This window comes from Gammaproteobacteria bacterium, from assembly GCA_035279405.1.
GTDB lineage: Bacteria > Pseudomonadota > Gammaproteobacteria > Natronospirales > REEB76 > REEB76.
In genome coordinates this window covers 343,915-363,551 of the sequence record DATEHU010000026.1, presented here as the reverse complement: position 1 = coordinate 363,551, position 19,637 = coordinate 343,915, and the positions used below count along the sequence as shown (strand labels likewise).

Here is a 19,637-nt window from a genome sequence, read left to right as displayed (position 1 = left end):
ACCGGACCATACCGTCCAACGGCTCCACCTTATGGCATTCCAATAATATCAGCTTTTATCTCGTATATATCTATAAGATGCTGATACTTATACGAATTGCGTGTCCGTCTCTACCATTTTCCGCTGAAATTGAAGGCCTGTTTTCCGTCCTGGTTGCTGGGTAGATACCGCAGCAGATTGCCAAGTGCAGCATCAGCCGGATCACGCAATGCCACTACACCCGAAACGTCATAGCGGCCGTTCGGTGTTACACGCAGGCTACCCTGCAGCATCAGGGGCCCGGAGGTATCCAGCAGGCTTCCGTGGATGCCGTCCGCCTGGGTTTGCACCTTCAGCTGATAATCCCCCAGGTTTGCAGACTGCGGCCAGGTCAAACTGACACCGGTGAAGTTGACGCTGCCGCTTGCCGCTGTGGGTCGGGCGTTGTCCAGAACGATTCGCTGCATGGTTATGGAGATTTGGCCTGCAACGCTGCCCGCAGGTAGCGGCAACCAGTGCGCCAACCGGCTGACGGGGAAGTGACCCGTTACATCCTCGAGCACCACTCTGCTGCCGTTGCCCGCCAACCGGGCCTGCAAAGCCAAGTCGGGAGCGCCGAGAAAGATATAACAGCCCAAACGGCCGCTAAACAATGCGGCCCAGTCAAAGCGCCAGTGTAACTGGCCCCAGGATTCACCTTGCCACGCGATATCCTGCGCGGATCCCGCCCACATGCTGCCATGTACGCCCGTAAGCTGCAGATCCGGCACACGTTTTTGCGCCCACCCGGCAGCATAGCTTGCAGGCAAGGTGGCCAGTAGAAATACAAGATACGCAACGATGCCTGCCAGCCACCAGCGCCCGACGCGCCAGCTCACGGTGCCGAGCCCTGAAGCCTGATGCTGGCATCCACCTGGCCCGGCCCGGATGCGCGAGTTACGGTAACATCGCTGGCGACCACACCGTAGGTGCGCTGCAATCCCGCCAGCCAGTTCACCAGGCTGTCAAAATCCACGCTCTTGAATTGTGCCCTCACCGAACCATCGTCGGACTGCTGCGCCTGCTGCAAGGCTCCGGCCACGCCGGCACTTGCGATACTTGCATTGACTGCGCCGAGCAAGGAGCCCCCGGGAAGCGCTGCCGGCTGCCTGCCCTGCGACGCTTCAATGCGACTGGCCACGGGCCGCATCCAGGCAAGCAACACACTCTGGGCCTGTACTTCCGCGGTCAATGCACGCCGGTGGCGGATATAGGGAGAAACCAGTGCCGCGTACAGAATAAACACCGCCAGAATTACCACGCCGCTTCCCAATACCCCGCGTTCGCGCTTTTCCAGCGACATGAACCATTGGCGCAACTGCTGCAGGGCATTCATGGGCTGCGCCCGTGCAGTGTCAAACGTGCCGTAGTCTGGCCGGCCGCACTACTGACTGAATCCATCTGCACCTCGAGTGCAGCGTTGCTTGCCAATGCCGATTGCAGGCCATGCAACGCATCCATGCTGCCAGCCTGGACTTGCAGTTGCAGGACATTTCCGTGATAACTGATTCCCTGCAATTGCAGGCCGGATTGCGCTTGCATTGCCGCGCCGACATTCGCCAGCATCGGCAGCAGGCCGGTTGCGGAGCCGCTGCCTCCGGTAAGCTGACTCAAGCGCCGCTCCATCTGCACGCGCGGCTCCACCATGCGCGTGACATCGGGTAGCGCACGATGAAAGAGCGCCGCGATCTGCTCCTGCTGCGCCGCGGACTGGCGCCGTAATCTGAATTCACTCACACCCTGCTGCACAATCAGGATCGCGACCAGCGCCGCGAGCAACACGACCGCGACGCGCCAGCGTGGCCAATATCCCGCCGCGCCGTCGCGACGCGCGAACGTGGCCTGCAACAGATTGATGACCTGCGGCGCACGTGAACCTCCGCCCATCAGCCCAATCGCCCCTGAACCCAGGTGGCTGTAGGCAATCTCGAGGTTCAGACCCGCAAGCAAAGCTGTGGTTTCCTGTTGCGCGGACTCGTCGGCCGCATACACCAGGGCATGCGTGCACTGCTGTGCTTCCGGCAGCTTGGCAAGCTGCCGCTGAATCAACAGCGGGGCGAGCGTCCGGTCCGCAACGATGCCGCTGCCGTCCGGGAAACGCACCAGCACCTGTTCGCCGTCAGGCACCGTGACCAGGCTGTGCTCGCGCACCGGCAAGGCGAGCACATCCACGACCATCTCGGCAGGCGTCAGGCCGGCCGCTGTGAGTTCGTCGAGCCACGCTTGCATGTGCGCTCGAGTGACCACGATGGTCGGGTAGCCGCGCGCGTCGCGCGCACCTACGGCGAAGTGCAGGCTTTCAATATCCTCGGCGAGCCGGTCTTCCAGCGCGAACGGCAGGCCTTGCTGGATCTTGTGGCTGTTGCGCGTGGGCAGGTCGGCGTGCAAAAACAGCGTCTGTGCTCCGGGCACACATACGCGCACTCGCCTGCCGTCGGCGATCTCCGCGGCCTCGGCCAGGGAACCGCTGCCTGGCTGACCCATGCGGTTGCCAAACGCATCCATTACCAGCCACGTGGCGGAGCGTCCGGCTTCCGGCATCCGCAATACCAGGGTTTCGCTCATAAAGTTCCGAAGCTGCGCCGCACGGCAATGGTCGCGCCGGTTCCGGTGCGGTACAGCAAACTGTACATGGTCAACTGTGCACTGCCAATGGTCACCCGCGTGGACAGCCGGAACCAGTTGCTGAACGTCTGGGGTGCGGGCACACCTGCCGGTATTGCAATGTTCCCTAACAATTGCGTGAGTTGCGTCGCACTCTGGAACGGCTGCTGAGCGCGTGCCTGTACCGCGCCAGCTGCAAGATCACTGCTGATGCCGGCGGTCAGCGTCATCAACACCGGTGCGGGCGCGGTGTTGATGTTAATGGCGACCGGCGTCAACGGCGTTCCCGACAGGGTGCCCGGAGCCTGCAGGGGCAGGGCACAAACGTAGGGCAGCAATGCTGCGTAAACCTGCGGCGTGACACCTTTGACCAGCAGCAATTCGCTGATGCTGGTCATCGGTTGTTCCGCGGTCAGGTAGGGGGGGCTGAGGCGCGAGTAGTAATTATCCTTGGCGCCGCCGGGAAAATGCGGCTGACTGCCGCCGTTCACCCAGTTGAATAGCGCATCGGCGATTTCCGGATCCAGATTGAGGGCCACGAGCAGGCGCTGGAACTGTGCAGTTGCCGCCGCGGCCTGAGCAGCATTGCTGCTGGCCAGATTGTTGACGTTGAACAGGCCTTGCAGATCCTGCAGATGTCCGCTGACCGATCCGCCCTGAACCGGCAGCGGAGGAAGTTGCAAGGCCCAGTCCTGGGTAAGATTGGTATTGTTGGGGCTGGACTGGTAATCGCGACGCAGAATCTGCTCCGCCCAGGCTTCGGCGCCGAGTGCGTATTCCATCGCCTGATCGCCTTGGGTGATGTTGGCGGTGCGACGGATGTCCAGCTCACGGGTCCAGATCATGCCGGTAGACAGCGTCGCGGCAATCGCCACCACCACCAGGGCAATGAGCAGCGCCACCCCGCGCTGTTTTGCCGATGCCTGCGCCCGATTGCTCACGGTGCGGCCACCTCGACAATACGCGTGATGCGGCCCAGATTCTTGAGCGTAACGTCGATTTCCACCGCCCGCGGCAACTGTGCGAGGTAAGCCTCACTGTTCACATTCAGCGGCGGCCATTGAGTCTGCCACGTGCCGCTGCTGTCCAAGAAACGCAGATCAAACTGCGTGACGCCGGTGAGCAACACCTGTCGCGCAGGTTCGGTTTGCGCAGGCACATCCAGTTCCGGCCATGACAAGCGCAGCAACTGGTCGTTATCCATCTGGTACGCCACGCGCTCCTCGGTGCTACGCACATCGGCGAGCGGATTACTCCATCCGCCACGTGTAAATATCAGTGGCGGCTGGTTCTGCGGCGTGCTCAGGAAAGCGGCCAGACGCGTGCCACCCAGCGGGTCGCGTACCGGGCGCGCCACGAGCTGGCTGAAATCGCGCGTCATGATGACCAGTGCCTGCTGCACCAGGCGCAGGCGCTGCATGCTGGTTGCGGTCTGCTCGCGTTCGCGAATCAGCCCGTGCAGGCCGCCATAGGCAAGCACCCCAATCACGGCCACGATGACCATGGCCACCAGGATTTCAATCAGTGTGAAACCGTACGCGCGCTGTTTCATGGTGCCGGCGTTCCGCCCTGAGCAGCGCGTAGCGCCGGATTGCTGCCAGACACCTGCGGCAATGGCCGACCAATGAAGCCCACGAGGCTGGCGCTCACCGTGGCGGGCGACAGCGCGTTGCTGACGTCAACCTCCACGCGCAACAGGTCCGGATCCTGGGTGGCGCTCACCACGGCCTGCCAATTCCACTTCTGACCAGCCATTTCGGCATCGCCTTTCTGCGTGCCGATGTCCGGCCACGCAGGGGCCAAGCGCAGCGTGGTCAATTCGTTCATCGCCACCCAGTGTGCGAAGGTCTTGTCCTGCAACCCGGCTGCGTTACGAATGCTGACTCCCACCGTGGCGATGATGGCACTCATGGCGAGCGCCAGAAACGCCAACGCAATCAGCACTTCGATCAACGTGAACCCGTGGGCGCGCTGATTTGCCGCTGCGCGTGCGTCAGCCAGCATCATTCTTGTCCGAGGGGACATAGCGGATACCGTGCTGCAGGTCGCCAGTCACGCGGTAGCCGTCGTTGTCATCGGCGCCACGCACGGTGATAGTGAACGGCGTAAGTTCGCCGCTGGAAAGCAGCAGTATCTGCGGCTTGATTTCAGTTTGATCAGCGGCCTTGTTGTCCGTCAGCCCATCGTCACTCATGGGTTTACTGGCAGGCAATTGAATGGGGGTTCCCTGCAGTTGCAATGACAGCACCAGGCCGCTGTCCAACTGCCGGCGACGCAGCAACTCGTCATCGCTGACCGGAGACCATTTGCTTCCGTCATAGGCCAGGAACTCGTAGGCATGCGGTGAAACGCGCAGGCCGTATTGCTGTCCACGCATTACCGCCTGCTGGGCAACCAGATCGGTAATCGCGGCGAGTTTCTGCGCGGCATTTTCTGCAGCCGGATTGGCCCCGAGAGATGCCAGCGACAGTATTCCGACGGCGGTCACGATGCTGATGATGACCAGCACCACCAACAGCTCGACCAGGGTGAAACCACGGATGGGTTTTGTCGGCATGCCGCACTCGCAGCACGCGGCCTCAGTGACCGCTGATGCCGGCGCCGTTGCCCGCGTTACTGCCTTCCAGGTTCCAGTTGCCGATCACGCCGGCATCGGTGGTGCCCGAGGAAGGGCCCTTGGGCCCGTAGGACCAGATGTCGATCGGGCCATGGACACCCGGGTTCAGATACTGATAGGGGTAATCCCACGGGTCTATCGGCAGACGATCCAGGTACTGCTTCCAATGCGGCGGCACCGGGTCGGTCGTGGGCTTGGTCACCAGCGCCTGCAGGCCCTGATCGGTGGTCGGGTAGACGAAATTGTCCAGCTTGTACATTTCAAGTGCGGACTGGATGGCACGAATATCCTGCTTGGCCTTGACGACGCGGGCCTCGTCCGGCTTGTTCATGATCTTGGGCACGATAATCGAGGCTAAAATCCCGAGAATGACCACCACCACCATGACTTCGATGAGAGTGAATCCGGATGACTGCTGGCGGGTGCGCATGGCGGTTTTGCTGGGGCGAGCGGGTTAAAGTGCGGCTGAAGTCCGAAAACCATCATACCGCAACGGCTTGGCTCAGTTGACGATGACCGCACGCGCAATTCCTGATTCCCCGCTGAGCGTCAAGCGCCTGTGGCCCATGCTGGTCATCGTGGTGCCGTGTGTGCTGCTGGCGCTTGCCGGCAATGCCGCACGCAGCTTCCTGCAATTTGACCGGGTTGCCATATTGGATGGGCAGATCTGGCGCATTTTCACCGGCAACTGGGTTCATCTGGGGTGGGGGCATCTCGGTGAGGATATGGCCGGGTATGTGCTGCTGTGGCTATTGTTCGAGCGGGAAATGCCTGGGTGGCGCTGCCCCATACTGGTGGTCCTGGGATCGCTGGGCGTGGGTTTCGGCCTGCTGCTCGGCGACCCCGCTTTGCGATGGTATGTGGGCATCTCAGGCGCGTTGAACACACTCTGGATTGCAGGCGCCATGTTGCTCATGGCGCGACGCGACTGGCTGGGCTGGGTGCTCGCGCTGTTCCTGGTATTGAAGCTCGTCTACGAGCAGCTGCTGGGTCCGCTTCCGTGGTCCGCAGCCACGACGGGTGGACCCGTCGTCGTAGATGCCCACCTCTGGGGAGCCTTGAGCGGTGCGGTACTGGGAGCAGCGGTTCTCCTTTGGTCGCGCTGGCGTAATACACGAGACAGAGCGGACAGGCAGGTATAATCCGGGCCTCCCCAAAAGGACCTGCACATGAGTTTTGCCGCCGTTTTTCCCGGCCAGGGCTCACAATCAATTGGCATGCTGGCGAGCTTTCTGCCCGACTATCATGAGATTAAACAGGTATTTACAGAAGCCTCCGATGTTTTAGATTATGACCTTTGGGAGTTGATTCAGACCGGACCCGATGAGCGTTTGAATGCAACGGAGCGTACCCAGCCCGCACTGCTGGCAGCCGGAGTCGCTCTGTGGAGGCTGTGGCAAGTCAGTAACGGACCCAAGCCTGCCTGCATGGCGGGACACAGCCTGGGCGAATACACCGCACTAGTTTGCTCGGGAGCCATGGATTTCAAGGCTGCCGTCAAACTGGTCGCGTTCCGAGGCCAAGTCATGCAGCAGGCCGCGCCACCGGGGGTAGGGGCCATGGCGGCTATTCTGGGCCTGGATGACGATGCCGTGCGCCTCGCCTGTACTGAAGCAGCCCAAGGCCAGGTGGTCGAGGCCGTGAACTTCAACTCCCCGGGCCAGGTCGTAATTGCCGGGGAAAAGCCTGCCGTGGAGCGTGCCATGGCATCCTGCAGTGCCAAGGGCGCCAAGCGCGCCGTGCTCCTGCCGGTCAGCGTACCCTCGCATTGCGCCCTGATGCGGCCTGCCGCAGACAAACTGGCTGCCAGACTTGCCGACCTGCTGTTGAAGCCGCCGCAGATTCCGGTCATCCACAACGTGGATGTAGCGGCTCATGCCGACGTCGCAGCTATCCGGCAGGCCCTCAAGGAGCAGCTGTATAGTCCAGTGCGTTGGGCAGAAACCGTCCAATTACTGGCCAGCCGGGGCATCACCAAGCTCGTGGAATTCGGACCAGGCCGGGTACTCAGCGGGTTGACCAAGCGTATCAATAAATCCGTGGAAGCCTATCCCGTTTACGATCCACAAACCCTGCAGGCCGCTCTGGCCGCCGTGGGCAAGCCATGAGCCTGCTGCATGAGGAGATTGTGCTGGTAACCGGCGCCACCCGCGGCATCGGGCGGACGATTGCGCTCACGCTCGCGAAAGCCGGCGCGACGGTTATCGGTACGGCGACTACGGCCGAGGGCGCAGCCACCATCAGCGGCTACCTGGCCGCGGAGCATCTTGCCGGTCGGGGCGCGGTACTGGACGTCGCCAGTCCCGAGGCCGTGGAACAGGTGGTGCAAGCCATCACCAAGGAATTCGGCAGTCCCACCATCTTGGTGAACAACGCCGGCATCACCCGCGATACGCTGCTGATGCGCATGCAGGAAGAGGACTGGCAAACGGTGATCAATACGGATCTCGGTTCCGTGTTCCGCCTGTCGAAAGCCTGCATGCGCGGCATGCTCAAAGCACGCCGCGGCCGCATCATCAATATCTCCTCGGTCGTGGGTGCCACGGGCAATCCCGGGCAAGCCAACTACTCAGCCGCCAAGGCCGGCATGCTCGGCTTCACCAAATCGCTGGCGCGCGAAATCGCTTCACGCAATGTCACCGTCAACACTGTGGCACCAGGTTTCATTGATACCGACATGACCCGCGCGCTCAGCGCAGCGCAGCGCGCGACCTTGTTGAATCAAATTCCACTGGGGCGGCTTGGCTTGCCGGAAGATGTTGCACAAGCCGTACTGTTCCTGGCCTCGCCTGCAGCCGCTTATATCACCGGCGAAACTCTGCACGTGAATGGCGGCATGTATATGGCCTAGCGATGCGGCCGCGCTGGCATGGGGGGGCGGATTTCACTACAATACCGCCCCCAGTTTGGCCGGCCACCCCGGCCAACGCTGTTGTTGTCACTTCGGGAGGTTCCAAAAGTCATGAGTAGCATCGAAGAACGCGTCAAGAAGATCGTCGTGGAACAGCTGGGTGTCAAAGAGGAACAAGTGACTCCGCAGGCCTCGTTCGTGGACGATCTGGGTGCTGACTCCCTGGACACCGTGGAACTGGTTATGGCTCTGGAAGAGGAATTCGAGTGCGAAATCCCTGACGAGGAAGCCGAAAAAATCACCACCGTGGGCCAGGCGGTTGACTACATCAAGGCGCACCTGCCCAACGCCTGAACTGCCCCGTTCCCCGACAAACGCGCCGTTGTTGCCGGAAGGTGGCAGCGGCCTTGTCTTTTCTTATACTCTCCAAACCGGCGTACAAGAGGATTAAGGCGGTGTCCAAGCGGCGTGTGGTGGTAACCGGTCTGGGTATCATTTCCCCGGTCGGCAACAGCGTGGAGCAGGCCTGGCAGGCCATCGTCGCCGGCCAAAGCGGCGTGGGGCCCATCACGCATTTCGATGTCGCCAATTATCCGACGCGCATTGCAGCGGAGGTGAAAGGCTTCGACCCGGCGCAGTACATCGAGCCCAAGGACATCAAGAAAATGGATCCGTTCGTGCACTACGGTGTGGCGGCGGGGATGCAGGCCTTCAAGGATTCAGGATTGAAAGTGGATGCCGCCAACTGTGCACGCGTGGGTGCGGCGATCGGTGCCGGCATCGGCGGGCTCACCAACATCGAGAAGGCGCACGCGTCGATTTTGGAGAACAACGGCCCAAAGCGCGTGTCGCCGTTCTTCGTGCCCTCCAGCATCATCAACATGATCGCCGGCCATCTGTCCATCATCTACGGTTTCAAGGGTCCGAACCTGGCAGTCGTGACCGCCTGTACCACCGCCAACCACAATATCGGCATCGCCATGCGTTGCATCCAGTATGGCGACGCGGATGTCATGATTGCCGGCGGTGCCGAGATGACCGTCACCCCGCTGGGCATCGGTGGCTTCTGTGCGGCACGCGCGCTGTCCACACGCAACGATGCTCCGGAAAAAGCCAGCCGTCCCTGGGATCGGGACCGCGACGGCTTCGTGCTGGGTGAAGGTGCCGGCATCATCGTCCTGGAGGAGTACGAACATGCCAAAAAGCGTGGTGCCAGGATTTATGCCGAGCTTGTCGGATTCGGGATGAGTGGCGATGCCTACCACATGACCGCGCCACCGGAAGACGGGGAGGGTGCACGCCTGTGTATGGTCAATGCGCTGCACGATGCCGGCTTACAACCCGCGCAGGTACAGTACATCAACGCGCATGGTACTTCGACCCAGGTGGGCGACAAGGGTGAAAGCGCCGCTATCGAGCGCACCTTCGGTGCGCATGCCAAGACTGTCGCAGTCAGCTCCACCAAGTCCATGACTGGTCACTTGCTGGGCGCCGCCGGCGGTGTGGAAGCCATCTTCAGCATTCTGGCGCTGCGCGACCAGGTAGCCCCGCCCACCATCAATCTCGACCATCCCGATGAGGGCTGCAATCTGGATTACGTGCCACACACCGCGCGCAAGATGCAGATGGATGCCGTGCTCTCCAATTCCTTCGGTTTTGGCGGCACCAACGGCACCCTCGTGTTCTGCCGTCTCCACTGAGTTCCGCGCGCGCCGCACATCGCATGCCGAAAGCGGCTGCAGCGGATTCCACGACCCGCGTGCTGCGCGGCGTAGTGAATTTGCCGGAGCTGCAACGTCACCAGTCCGAGCGCTATCCTTATTTATTGCAAACTGTCGCACGCGGCGCGGCACCCGGTCGTTACGACATACTCATGGCCTTTCCCGGCGCCGCGCTCACCCTGCACGCGGACGGCCGTCTTAGCGGCGTGGCGCCTGGAGCGGTTGTAGGGAACGGCTTCCTGGATGCGCTGGATGGATGGTGGCAGCGCAAGTGCGTTCCACCGCCGAATAGCACGCTGCGGCACGTACCGTTTCGCGGCGGCTGGTTTTTGTTTTTGGCCTACGAACTGGCCGTCGAGATCGAGCCGGTGCTGCATCTGCAACCGGACCAAATCCTGCCGCTCGCCTGGGCCACGCGCATTCCCGCCGCCGTCATCTGTGACCATGCGCGAGGCACCACGACATTGCTGGCCGAATCGGGGCACGCGGAGCAGATGGAACAAATGCACACCGATTTGCGTGCACTGGCACCGCCCCCCGCCGACGCACGGCCGCTGTTGGCAGCGCCGCTGACGGAGGAGGACCCGCGGCGCTACCTGCACGCCGTGGCGCGCGCGCGGAGCTATATCCGTGACGGTGACATCTTTCAGGCGAATCTCTCACGCCAGTGGCAGGCGCCGCTGCGCCCCGAGGCTTCGGCCGCGGAAATATACCGCAGGCTGTGCCGCGCCAATCCGGCGCCGTTTGCAGCACTGGCATTGCACGGCGACAGCGCAATCATCAGCTCCTCGCCGGAGCGACTGGTGCGCGTGCACGGCGGGCGCGCGGAAACCCGTCCCATTGCCGGCACCCGACCGCGTGACTCCGACCCGGAACTCGATGCGGCGCTGATTCACGAGCTGCTGGCCAATCCCAAGGAACGCGCCGAGCACGTAATGCTGCTGGATCTGGAGCGCAACGATCTGGGGCGTGTGTGTCGCACCGGCAGCGTGCGCGTGGACGAGTTGATGGCAATCGAATCCTACGCGCACGTGCATCATATTGTTTCCAACGTGAGCGGCGAGCTGCGCGCGGACGTGACGCCGGGACAGGTGCTGCGTGCGATATTTCCCGGCGGTACCATCACTGGCTGCCCGAAAGTGCGCTGCATGCAGATCATTGCCGAACTGGAAGCGGCCGCACGCGGCGCCTACACCGGTTCTCTGGGCTATCTCAACCGCGACGGCGACCTGGACCTGAATATTCTGATCCGCACACTGGTGAAAAACGGCCCGCAATTACAGTTTCGCGCCGGTGCCGGCATCGTGGCCGATTCGGTGCCGGAACGCGAACTGGAGGAAACGCGCGCCAAAGCCCGTGGTCTGGCGCGTGCTCTGGGAGCAGATGCATGACCGGTGGCTGTTGGGTGAACGGCAAATTGCAGGATCAGGTGTCGGTGTCCGACCGCGGCCTGCAATATGGCGACGGACTGTTCGAGACATTGCCGACCGTACACGGACAGATCTCTCTGCTCACCTATCACCTGGACAGGTTGTACGCAGGCTGTGAGCGATTGGCGATTACCGCGCCCGCGCGTGACAAACTGCAAGCCGAATTGCTGAATGCAGCACGCGGCGAACAACGTGCCGTGCTCAAACTGCTCATTACGCGCGGCGGGGGCGGCCGCGGTTATCGGCTGCCGCCGGGTGCGGAAAGCACGCGCATTCTCATGCGCCATCCCTGGCCGGATCATCCACCCGCATGGAGTGAAGTCGGCATACAACTGCGTGTTTGCAGTACGCGACTTGGCCACAATTCCCGGCTCGCGGGTCTCAAGCATCTCAACCGTCTCGAGCAGGTGCTGGCGCGTGCAGAGTGGTCGGAACGCGATCCATGGCAGGAGGGACTGATGCTGGACGAGGAGGGCGCTGTCATCGAAGGTACAATGACCAATGTGTTTGCACGTTTGGCGGACGACCGCCAAGTCACGCCCGAATTGAGCCGCTGCGGCGTGGCGGGCGTGATGCGCCGCCACCTGCTGGAGCGCGCAGTCCGGGCAGGCGACCCGGTGCATGAAGTCAATCTATCGCTGCGGGAATTGCAGGAGTCAAGTGAAGTGTTGGTGTGCAACTCATTGATTGGCATTTGGCCGGTACGCCGGCTTGATGATAGGGATTACGCGCCAGGCGCGTGGACGCGCCGCATGCAACTTTGGGCGCGGGAAACCGGGATTGGAACAAATTGAGACCGGGCATGGTGCGCAAACTCTTCGCACTGCTGGCACTGGTGGTGTTGCTGGTGCTGGCCGGCACTGCGTACTGGCGCGGATTTCTGGCGCCGGTGGTCACCGGCACGCGCGCCGTGGATGTGGAAGTGACACCGGGCGCGCCGCTGCGCCAGGTGGCGGCCGAACTGCACGCCCAGGGCGTGTTGCCGCAGCCGCTCGATCTCGTGTGGCTGGCGCGCCTGCGCGGCGACACGCACTCGCTGCGCGCCGGTGAATATCTGGTGCCGCCCGGCACCAGCGTCGCCGGCCTGCTCGATCTGCTCAAAAGCGGCAAGGTGGTGCTGCATGCGCTCACGCTGGTGGACGGCTGGACCTTCAAGCAGGTGATGCAGGCCGTGGACAGCAATCCCGCTCTCAGGCACACGCTGGCCGGCATGAATTCCAACGCCATCATGGCGGCGCTCGGCCATCCCGGTGAAGCACCCGAAGGCCGGTTCTATCCGGACACCTACCAGTTCCCCAAGGGCACCAGCGACGTGGCTTTCCTGCAGCGCGCGTACCGCGACATGCAGTCACACCTGGAAAGCGCCTGGCAGCAGCGCGCACCCGGCTTGCCGTACCAGACGTCCTACGACGCGCTCATCCTGGCGTCCGTTGTCGAGAAGGAAACCGCCCAGCCGACCGAGCGCGGCGAAATTGCCGGTGTGTTCGTGCGCCGCCTGGCGAAAGACATGCGCCTGCAATCCGACCCCACGGTGATCTATGGCCTGGGTAATGCCTACAACGGAAAAATCACCTACAAAGACTTGCGCACGAACACGCCGTACAACACCTATACACGCAACGGGTTGCCACCCACGCCGATTTGTCTACCCAGTCTGGCGTCGATTGAAGCGGCCTTGCATCCCGCCCCCGGTGACGCGCTGTATTTCGTGGCGCGCGGCGACGGCACCCACCAGTTTTCGGCGACTCTGGCCGAGCAGAACGCGGCGGTGCAGAAATACCAGATCAGGCGCCACCGGCCATGACGCGATCCGGCAAAACGCCGCGCGCACGCTTTATCACCTTCGAAGGCATTGAAGGCGTCGGCAAGTCCACGCAGTTGAAATTCGTTGCCCGCTGGTTGCGCGCGCGCGGCATCAAGCTGCTGATCACACGTGAGCCCGGAGGCACGGTGCTGGCCGACAAGATCCGCAAGCTGCTGCTCACGCCACGCGCACAACGGCTAACGCCGATGACGGAGCTGCTGCTCATGTTCGCGGCACGCGCCAGCCACGTGGAGCAGGTCATCCGGCCGGCGCTGAACTCCGGTTGCTGGGTGCTGTGCGACCGGTTCACGGACGCGAGCTATGCCTATCAGGGAGGCGGGCGGCGCATACCAATGCGCGAGATTGCCGCGCTGGAGCGCATGGTCACGCGCGGACTCAAACCCGACTTGACCTTGCTGCTGGTCGCTTCAGTGCGCGTCGGCATGCTGCGCGTACGCCGGCGCGGCCGGCGCGATCGCTTCGAACTGGAACAATATGCGTTCTTCGAGCGCGTGCGGCGCGCGTACCTGCAACGCGCAAAACTGGAAGCGCAACGCATCCGCATCATCCGCGCGGATGCCGGTCTGCCAACCGTGCGCCGGCATGTCCTGCGCGTACTTGAACAGCGCGTGACAACATGGCTGTGAACGCTACGCATGCATTTCCGGAGTGGCAGGCGGTTCCGCTGCCATGGCAAGTGTCGCTTTGGCAACGCGCCGGCGCCTGGCTGCAGAGTGATCGGCTGCCGCACGCACTGATGCTTACGGGCGTGGAGGGGAGCGGTAAGCAATTGTTTGCCAGCGCGTTTGCAGCCCTGGCCTTGTGTCGGCAGCCGGAGAACGGCCGCGCCTGCGGCCATTGCCATTCCTGTCGGCAATTTGCCGCGGGTGCTCACCCTGATTATCACTGCGTCACACTCGCCGAGGAGAAGAACGCAATCCTCGTGGATCAGATCCGGGAATTGTGCGCAACGCTGGCGCTCACGAGTCTGCACGGCGGACGCAAGCTCGCGGTGCTGTGGCCCGCCGATGCCATGAACGGCAGCGCCGCCAACAGTCTGCTCAAGACCCTGGAAGAACCGGCGCCCGGCACGCTGCTGATTCTGGTGACGGCGCAGCCCGCGCGGCTGCCGGCCACCGTTCGCAGTAGATGTCAGTTGCTCAGCATGGCCGCGCCCGCCACGCAGGCCGCACTCGACTGGCTTGACGGCACCGAGTCCCGCTCCGATTGGCCGGCACTCATCGGCATCGCTGGCGGGGGACCGTTGCTTGCTATGCAGCTGGCGGGGGTACCCCTGATGCGCGAACGTCTGGGAATGTTCCAGATGCTGGTGGATCTGCGTTCCAACAAGCTCAATCCCTTGCAGTGTGCGGGCGCGCTTTCCCGTGAACCGTTGCCACTGGTGCTGCGCTTGCTGCAGACCTGGACCATGGATCTCGTACGCCTCGGGAGCGCGGCCTTTACGGCCCCGCCCGAGCTGATCAATGCCGATGCCCGTGTGCTGTTGCAAAGCGCCCTCGTGGGATTAAACTTGCGCGCACTGCACGCATATTTGGGACGGCTCAACCAGGCCGCGGCTCTCGCGGCGACTACGGTGAACGCCCAGTTGCTGCTGGAGGATCTGCTGCTGCAATGGTCCGAAGGGCTGGGAAGCTTGAACACCGCGGCGCTCGCGGCTGCCGGAGGCTGAATTCATGAGTGAACCACGCCAACAGGCGATTCATACCGTGGCGATCAAGGACAAGAGTGCCTTGTACAGCGCCTACATGCCGTTCGTGAAAAACGGCGGCATTTTCATCCCCACGGACAAGCCCTATCAACTGGGTGATGAAGTGTTCGTGCTGTTGCAGCTCATGGAATCTACCGAGCGCCTGCCGGTGGCCGCCAAAGTGGTGTGGATCACCCCGCGCAGCATCAACCGCACACGTGCCACCGGCATCGGCGTGCAATTCAGTCTGCAGGATGGCGGCAACACCCAACGCAAAATCGAAGACCTGCTGGGCACGGCGCTGCGTGCCGATCGGGCCACGCATACCATGTGACATCCGCCGATCTGTCGAACACCGCAGCCGCCGATGCACGCGAGACGGCCAGCCTGGCCGAGGCTGCACGCCGTAGCGCCGCATCCAATCAGCTACCCGCCGCGATCGATTTATATAAACAGTTGCTGCAGCGCGATCCCGCGCATCCCGAAGCGCTGAGCTTTTTGGGCATGCAGGCACTGGCGGCCGGAAACCTTGGCCAGAGTCTGGCATTTTTTGAGCGTGCGGTTACGGCCTACCCCGGAGATGCCGCGCTCTTCAAGAACCTCGGACTGGTGCAGCGTGCGCGCGGGGCGCTGCCCGAAGCCGTCGCGGCGCTGGACACGGCCTTGCGCCTGCAGCCGGAATTTCCCGTAGCCCACCTACATAAAGGTGCGGTGCTGGAACAGCTGGGGCGCAGTGATGACGCGTTGAACAGTTTTCTTGCCGGACTCATGCAAGCCGGCGATCTCGGCTTGATGGTGCAACCCGAGCGCCTGCCGGCGGGGTTGCGCCAGGCCCTGCAGCACGCCATGGACGTGGTGCAGCAGGCACGTGAAGTGAGACTCGCGCAGGCGCTCGCGCCCCTGCGCGCCGGTCATCCGGCAGCGGACTTCGTGCGCGTCGACCAATGTTTGCGTGCTTATTTAGGACAGGAAGCGCTCCCGGCTGGCAATCCGCTGCAGCGCTGCACCTTCATGACGTTCCCCGGCGTGCCGTCGCAGGCATGGTTCCAACGTGAACAATTTCCCTGGTTTGCGAAAATTGAAAAACATACCGATGAGATCCGCTCCGAGCTGCTCGAAGTCTTGCGCGCCGATGAGGGCTTCCGGCCGTTCATCGAGATGCGCCGCAATCAGCCGGGCGCGAAGTACTGGGACGCGCTCAATTACTCGCCCAACTGGAACGCGTTTTTCTTCTACCGCGACGGCCACCGCTATGATGCCAATTGCACGCGCTGCCCGGTCACCGCGGGACTGCTGGATACGCTGCCGCTGAACCGGGTGGCCGATCATTCTCCGGAAACGCTGTTTTCAGTGCTCAAACCGGGCGCGCACATCCCGCCGCATACCGGCGTGATCAACATCCGCCTGGTCGCGCATCTGGCGCTGATCATCCCTCCGGATTGCGGCATCCGCGTCGGCACCGAGACCCGCGGCTGGAAGGAAGGCGAGTGCATCGTATTCGACGATACCTTCGAGCACGAAGCCTGGAACAAGAGCGCGCGTACGCGCGTGGTGCTGATTTTCGATATCTGGAACCCGTATCTCACCGAGCTGGAACGCGAGGCCATGCGCATCGTGGTGGAAGAACTCGGCCGTCTGGGCCGCGTCTCCGGTAGGCAAGATCGCGAAGACTAGATCCTGTGGACAGACAACCATCGCGCGCCGAATCCGCATATCAGAAGAGGGGCTAATTCATTGGAGCCGTACCAGCTGCAAAGCTACAGCTAGTATTAACCATAATATACAAAACTTGCAACCCATTGGGCCTTGCCCGTTTCTAATTCTCGATGGGTTGTGTTGCAAAATATTTCATACCCATGTGTGGATCACCCTTCCTCGAAGGAAGGTGATTTTTTTCTTTTCCCGGATTTTTTCCCCTATGTGACTTGCCGCCTTTGCGGTTATCCGCCTCTGGACGATATAGAACTAGAGGCGTGGCGTGATGGCTGTTGCCTGAGTTGCAGGATTCTCTATGGTTACTGTTGCTAACGCGTGCTTGAACAACAGCGATTTAGAATCGCGTCTGACTCTCCTGAGCCAGTTTTTTCTTCTGTCCGCGAAGCATACGCCTCCTTTCTTTCTCGATACACATGGGATTGGTTTTGCACGTTCACCTTCCGGACGCCAACGCATCCTGAAGCCGCACGTAAGTATTACGGTGTTTGGCTGTCATGCCTTAATCGCAGTGTCTTCGGTGTTCACTGGTGGAAACAACGTAAGTCCGTTTATTGGTGTCTTGCGTTTGAAAGACACCGATCTGGTGCACTGCACATGCACGCGCTCATCGGCCATCCTCTGCGTGATCTCAACAACGCAGCGAATCGTCTCAAGTTTATGGATTTGTGGTTTGGACTCGGTAAAAGTGGCTGCGCAGGAAATGGCGACAACGGGGAGGCTGGTTTTTCATCAGCCAAAGGCCCCGGGATTGCTCGCATTTTCCGTGCCAACAACCGCTGTGCGGTTTCTGCCTATGTCAGCAAGTATGTTGTCAAAGGCGGTGAGATCGAACTCGGCGGTTCCCTCGGAAGGTTTTACGCAACCTGATTAAGTACGAGGGCAGGGCGGGGACCTGTGAACACCGGCTGGAAGTTGCTGTGCACACCAGCAGTTCGTATTCGGTACATCGGTGGCCGGCGTTAGCCGCACCATCGGACGCCGAATCAGCAGCGCAGGTTGCGTTGCTTGACGGGATAGTTATACCTGTAATTTAGCTTAGGAGCTTAAACATGATCCGTTTGATTGTTCACAATGAGACACCGCAGAAGCGTGAAGTTATTGGCCGACGCAATGGTCAGACCTATACGTTCTTTGAACAGAAGGCTACTGCTTACCTTGGTGATGAGGTTCGTAATGTGAGACTTTCTCATTCCCGCGCCGACGATTGCATCAAGCCGGGCACCTATGCACTCGATGCTGAAAAGAGCATCCGTGTTGACAACTACGGTGCACTGACTCTCAAGGCAAATCTGGTGTTGACGCCAGTGGTAGCGGGGCAGAAGTAACGATGGTTTTGAAACGCTGAGCTACCGAGTGGGTGCTTGCTCAGGGTGTTGCGTTACAGGGACGTAACGGAACTATTCTCACTCGGACTATTTCGGTAGGAGAACTTGACGAGCACGCTCTATCTAATGGTCTGCAACGTTCAGCCTACCAACGGCGTCTGTCCAGCTGCTAATCAGGTTTGGATGAGCTGGACAGACGTCACTTCTTTCGATGTGTCGCAACTCGATCCGGTGTTGGTTGCTCAAGCGCTTGCTGCAGGATTTGTTCTCGTTGGTATGTTCTGGGCTATTGGCAAAGCATGCAAGGTTCTACTGGATATGGTGCGACATGGTTGATTTCTGTGCGGGTGACTCAGCTTGGAGCGAGACCTACTTCGTCTGTAGGATGCACCGGGGTTCGAATCCTCGGACCCGCAACCATTTTTTGATTGTTCAATGAGGTGATTGACGGATATATTCGCTCCATTGCTTTCGTCTGTTGATTTCCATGACTTGATTCAGGATTTGATTGTTGTCGCGAGTGCACTTGCTGGTGCATTTATAGCAGCTCGCGGGTCGAGATTGATTTTGCATTTTCTTCTTACGTATTACGATGATTAGTTGTTTATCCGGAAGGCTGCCCCGGCCGTGTGCAGTCTTGGCTTAATGAGGTGATTGACGGATCCTTTTGCTAGCCTGATCAGTGCGGTCAATTTCAGCAACGTAACGACCGATGTCGTTGCCGTTGCTGCGTTGCTCGCAGCGGTGTATGTGGCCATCAAAGGTGCTCGGATCATTCTGAGCTTCCTGCGCGGTCGCTGATGTGTTGGGCCGGTGGCTGTCGCCGGCCCTCACTTTTTTGAGGAGGTTTTTGTATGGCTCAGCTTTGGTACTTGGCTCTTTTCGTGACGGGTGTGCTGATCGGCTATCTCGTTTTCAAGGACTGGTGACTTTATGGTTCGTCGTGCACTTTGGTTTTTGGTTGGGTTTCTTATCGCCGTGGTTGTTGGCCTGGGTGTTAATTCTGCGTGGGCATCATCTTCGGTAAGCTATCAGGCTTCCGTGTTTGTGAGTCAAGCTGGTGCGATTTCGAACCGTGCTTGTATCACTGGTGCGAATTGGACTAGTTTCAGTGCGGCCAAGGCACCGATCTTGGCGAATTGCGGAGTTGGGGTTTCCTATACCAATGGCGACACCTACACAGTGTCCTCGGGTTCATGGTCGTATCCGAGTGCAGCACAAGCTTGGTGGAATTTTACTTTTACGTGGCCGACTTCTAACACCAGCAGCAACACGACGAAGCTTTCATTTACTTGCAGCAATGGCGGAAGTCTTGGTACTACGTATCCGGGCTGGTGTATTGTCAATGGCCAGCCGCCACCGCCACCGTCTAATGGAGCTCCAGACCCTAACTGCTTGTCGATGCTCTCTGAGAATCAGCACGGGCCTACGATGATTTACACACCTGCAGGTTCCGGTACGGCAAACAGCAATGCAATTCAGCCAAGCGATGTACACGGGTCCGATGGCGTGTCTTACTGCTCTCTTGAGGCTACCGGACAGCCGATGGCATTTGACAAAGCCGGCAACGCTTGGTGGTTTGGTTGGGTAACTGGTGACCTTTATGCTGGTTCTGTGGAACCAGCAGGTTCTGAGAGTTCAGGCGGTACTGCATGCGCTTCGTCGGGTGCCACGCAGGTTTGCCAATCTGGACCTCCGAACTCTGGTAATGCGCCTGTACCCGGAGCGCCTTCATCTCAACTTACAGTCGGAAATTCCAACGTACAAATTCCCGGTTCGATTCCCGACAATTCTTGTGTGACTACTGCTTCTGGTGCGTATTTCTGTGCTGTTGGCGCTGTCC

23 protein-coding genes and 1 tRNA gene are annotated in these 19,637 nt (G+C 60.8%); 16 read left to right on the top strand and 8 right to left on the bottom strand.

What is annotated here, in order from left to right; translation table 11 throughout:
- Positions 1 to 110: 110 nt before the first annotated feature.
- From VJR90_05295 to gspG, 8 genes are read right to left on the bottom strand one after another with little or no spacing between them, the layout of a single operon-like run.
- Positions 111 to 857, bottom strand: coding sequence for a type II secretion system protein N (locus tag VJR90_05295; GenBank protein HKV96891.1), 747 nt, complete (start codon positions 855 to 857; stop codon positions 111 to 113).
- Positions 854 to 1,354, bottom strand: a complete 501-nt coding sequence (locus tag VJR90_05290; GenBank protein ID HKV96890.1) for a type II secretion system protein M — start codon at positions 1,352 to 1,354, stop codon at positions 854 to 856. The genes VJR90_05295 and VJR90_05290 overlap by 4 nt, the downstream gene beginning before the upstream one ends.
- Entirely contained in the window at positions 1,351 to 2,583 is a 1,233-nt protein-coding gene (gspL, locus tag VJR90_05285) for a type II secretion system protein GspL (protein HKV96889.1), read from the bottom strand. The genes VJR90_05290 and gspL overlap by 4 nt, the downstream gene beginning before the upstream one ends.
- Positions 2,580 to 3,563 (bottom strand): type II secretion system minor pseudopilin GspK, encoded by a 984-nt coding sequence (gspK, locus tag VJR90_05280; GenBank protein HKV96888.1) that lies wholly within the window; start codon positions 3,561 to 3,563, stop codon positions 2,580 to 2,582. Before gspK ends, gspL begins: the two co-directional genes overlap by 4 nt.
- Positions 3,560 to 4,174, bottom strand: coding sequence for a type II secretion system minor pseudopilin GspJ (gene gspJ / locus VJR90_05275; protein ID HKV96887.1), 615 nt, complete (start codon positions 4,172 to 4,174; stop codon positions 3,560 to 3,562). Before gspJ ends, gspK begins: the two co-directional genes overlap by 4 nt.
- On the bottom strand, positions 4,171 to 4,629 hold the full coding sequence (gspI, locus tag VJR90_05270) for a type II secretion system minor pseudopilin GspI (protein ID HKV96886.1): 459 nt from the start codon (positions 4,627 to 4,629) through the stop codon (positions 4,171 to 4,173). The genes gspJ and gspI overlap by 4 nt, the downstream gene beginning before the upstream one ends.
- The gene (gspH, locus tag VJR90_05265; GenBank protein HKV96885.1) at positions 4,616 to 5,179 is read right to left on the bottom strand and encodes a type II secretion system minor pseudopilin GspH; all 564 of its coding nucleotides are present in this window, start codon (positions 5,177 to 5,179) and stop codon (positions 4,616 to 4,618) included. The genes gspI and gspH overlap by 14 nt, the downstream gene beginning before the upstream one ends.
- A 22-nt stretch (positions 5,180 to 5,201) precedes the next feature.
- Positions 5,202 to 5,669 carry a type II secretion system major pseudopilin GspG gene (gene gspG, locus VJR90_05260; GenBank protein HKV96884.1) on the bottom strand — a complete coding sequence of 156 codons (468 nt, stop codon included), beginning with the start codon at positions 5,667 to 5,669 and terminating at the stop codon, positions 5,202 to 5,204.
- A gap of 82 nt (positions 5,670 to 5,751) precedes the next feature.
- On the opposite strand from gspG, the gene rrtA reads away from it, so the two are divergent.
- The 16 genes from rrtA to VJR90_05180 all read left to right on the top strand — a co-directional run bounded on the left by rrtA (position 5,752) and on the right by VJR90_05180 (position 18,214).
- Entirely contained in the window at positions 5,752 to 6,381 is a 630-nt protein-coding gene (gene rrtA, locus VJR90_05255) for a rhombosortase (GenBank protein ID HKV96883.1), read from the top strand.
- A gap of 27 nt (positions 6,382 to 6,408) precedes the next feature.
- Positions 6,409 to 7,347 (top strand): ACP S-malonyltransferase, encoded by a 939-nt coding sequence (fabD, locus tag VJR90_05250; protein HKV96882.1) that lies wholly within the window; start codon positions 6,409 to 6,411, stop codon positions 7,345 to 7,347.
- Entirely contained in the window at positions 7,344 to 8,090 is a 747-nt protein-coding gene (fabG, locus tag VJR90_05245; GenBank protein HKV96881.1) for a 3-oxoacyl-ACP reductase FabG, read from the top strand. The genes fabD and fabG overlap by 4 nt, the downstream gene beginning before the upstream one ends.
- Before the next feature lie 111 nt (positions 8,091 to 8,201).
- Positions 8,202 to 8,444 carry an acyl carrier protein gene (gene acpP / locus VJR90_05240; GenBank protein ID HKV96880.1) on the top strand — a complete coding sequence of 81 codons (243 nt, stop codon included), beginning with the start codon at positions 8,202 to 8,204 and terminating at the stop codon, positions 8,442 to 8,444.
- A gap of 101 nt (positions 8,445 to 8,545) precedes the next feature.
- A complete protein-coding gene (gene fabF / locus VJR90_05235; protein HKV96879.1) occupies positions 8,546 to 9,790 on the top strand; it encodes a beta-ketoacyl-ACP synthase II in 1,245 nt (414 codons plus the stop codon).
- Positions 9,791 to 9,813: 23 nt separating this feature from the next.
- Complete coding sequence (locus VJR90_05230) at positions 9,814 to 11,202, top strand: aminodeoxychorismate synthase component I (GenBank protein ID HKV96878.1); 1,389 nt, start codon at positions 9,814 to 9,816, stop codon at positions 11,200 to 11,202.
- A complete protein-coding gene (gene pabC, locus VJR90_05225; GenBank protein ID HKV96877.1) occupies positions 11,199 to 12,035 on the top strand; it encodes an aminodeoxychorismate lyase in 837 nt (278 codons plus the stop codon). The genes VJR90_05230 and pabC overlap by 4 nt, the downstream gene beginning before the upstream one ends.
- 8 nt (positions 12,036 to 12,043) lie before the next feature.
- Positions 12,044 to 13,045: an endolytic transglycosylase MltG gene (gene mltG, locus VJR90_05220; protein HKV96876.1), complete on the top strand. Its 1,002-nt coding sequence runs from the start codon at positions 12,044 to 12,046 to the stop codon at positions 13,043 to 13,045.
- Entirely contained in the window at positions 13,042 to 13,692 is a 651-nt protein-coding gene (gene tmk / locus VJR90_05215) for a dTMP kinase (protein HKV96875.1), read from the top strand. The genes mltG and tmk overlap by 4 nt, the downstream gene beginning before the upstream one ends.
- Positions 13,683 to 14,735, top strand: a complete 1,053-nt coding sequence (holB, locus tag VJR90_05210) for a DNA polymerase III subunit delta' (GenBank protein ID HKV96874.1) — start codon at positions 13,683 to 13,685, stop codon at positions 14,733 to 14,735. Before tmk ends, holB begins: the two co-directional genes overlap by 10 nt.
- Positions 14,736 to 14,739: 4 nt before the next feature.
- Positions 14,740 to 15,087: a PilZ domain-containing protein gene (locus tag VJR90_05205; GenBank protein ID HKV96873.1), complete on the top strand. Its 348-nt coding sequence runs from the start codon at positions 14,740 to 14,742 to the stop codon at positions 15,085 to 15,087.
- The gene (locus VJR90_05200) at positions 15,084 to 16,427 is read left to right on the top strand and encodes an aspartyl/asparaginyl beta-hydroxylase domain-containing protein (protein HKV96872.1); all 1,344 of its coding nucleotides are present in this window, start codon (positions 15,084 to 15,086) and stop codon (positions 16,425 to 16,427) included. Before VJR90_05205 ends, VJR90_05200 begins: the two co-directional genes overlap by 4 nt.
- A 636-nt stretch (positions 16,428 to 17,063) precedes the next feature.
- The gene (locus tag VJR90_05195) at positions 17,064 to 17,336 is read left to right on the top strand and encodes a hypothetical protein (protein HKV96871.1); all 273 of its coding nucleotides are present in this window, start codon (positions 17,064 to 17,066) and stop codon (positions 17,334 to 17,336) included.
- 182 nt (positions 17,337 to 17,518) lie between these two features.
- Positions 17,519 to 17,794, top strand: a complete 276-nt coding sequence (locus VJR90_05190) for a single-stranded DNA-binding protein (protein ID HKV96870.1) — start codon at positions 17,519 to 17,521, stop codon at positions 17,792 to 17,794.
- A gap of 105 nt (positions 17,795 to 17,899) precedes the next feature.
- A complete protein-coding gene (locus VJR90_05185) occupies positions 17,900 to 18,130 on the top strand; it encodes a hypothetical protein (protein HKV96869.1) in 231 nt (76 codons plus the stop codon).
- Positions 18,131 to 18,136: 6 nt separating this feature from the next.
- A tRNA-Thr gene (locus tag VJR90_05180) sits at positions 18,137 to 18,214 on the top strand.
- Positions 18,215 to 19,637: the final 1,423 nt, after the last annotated feature.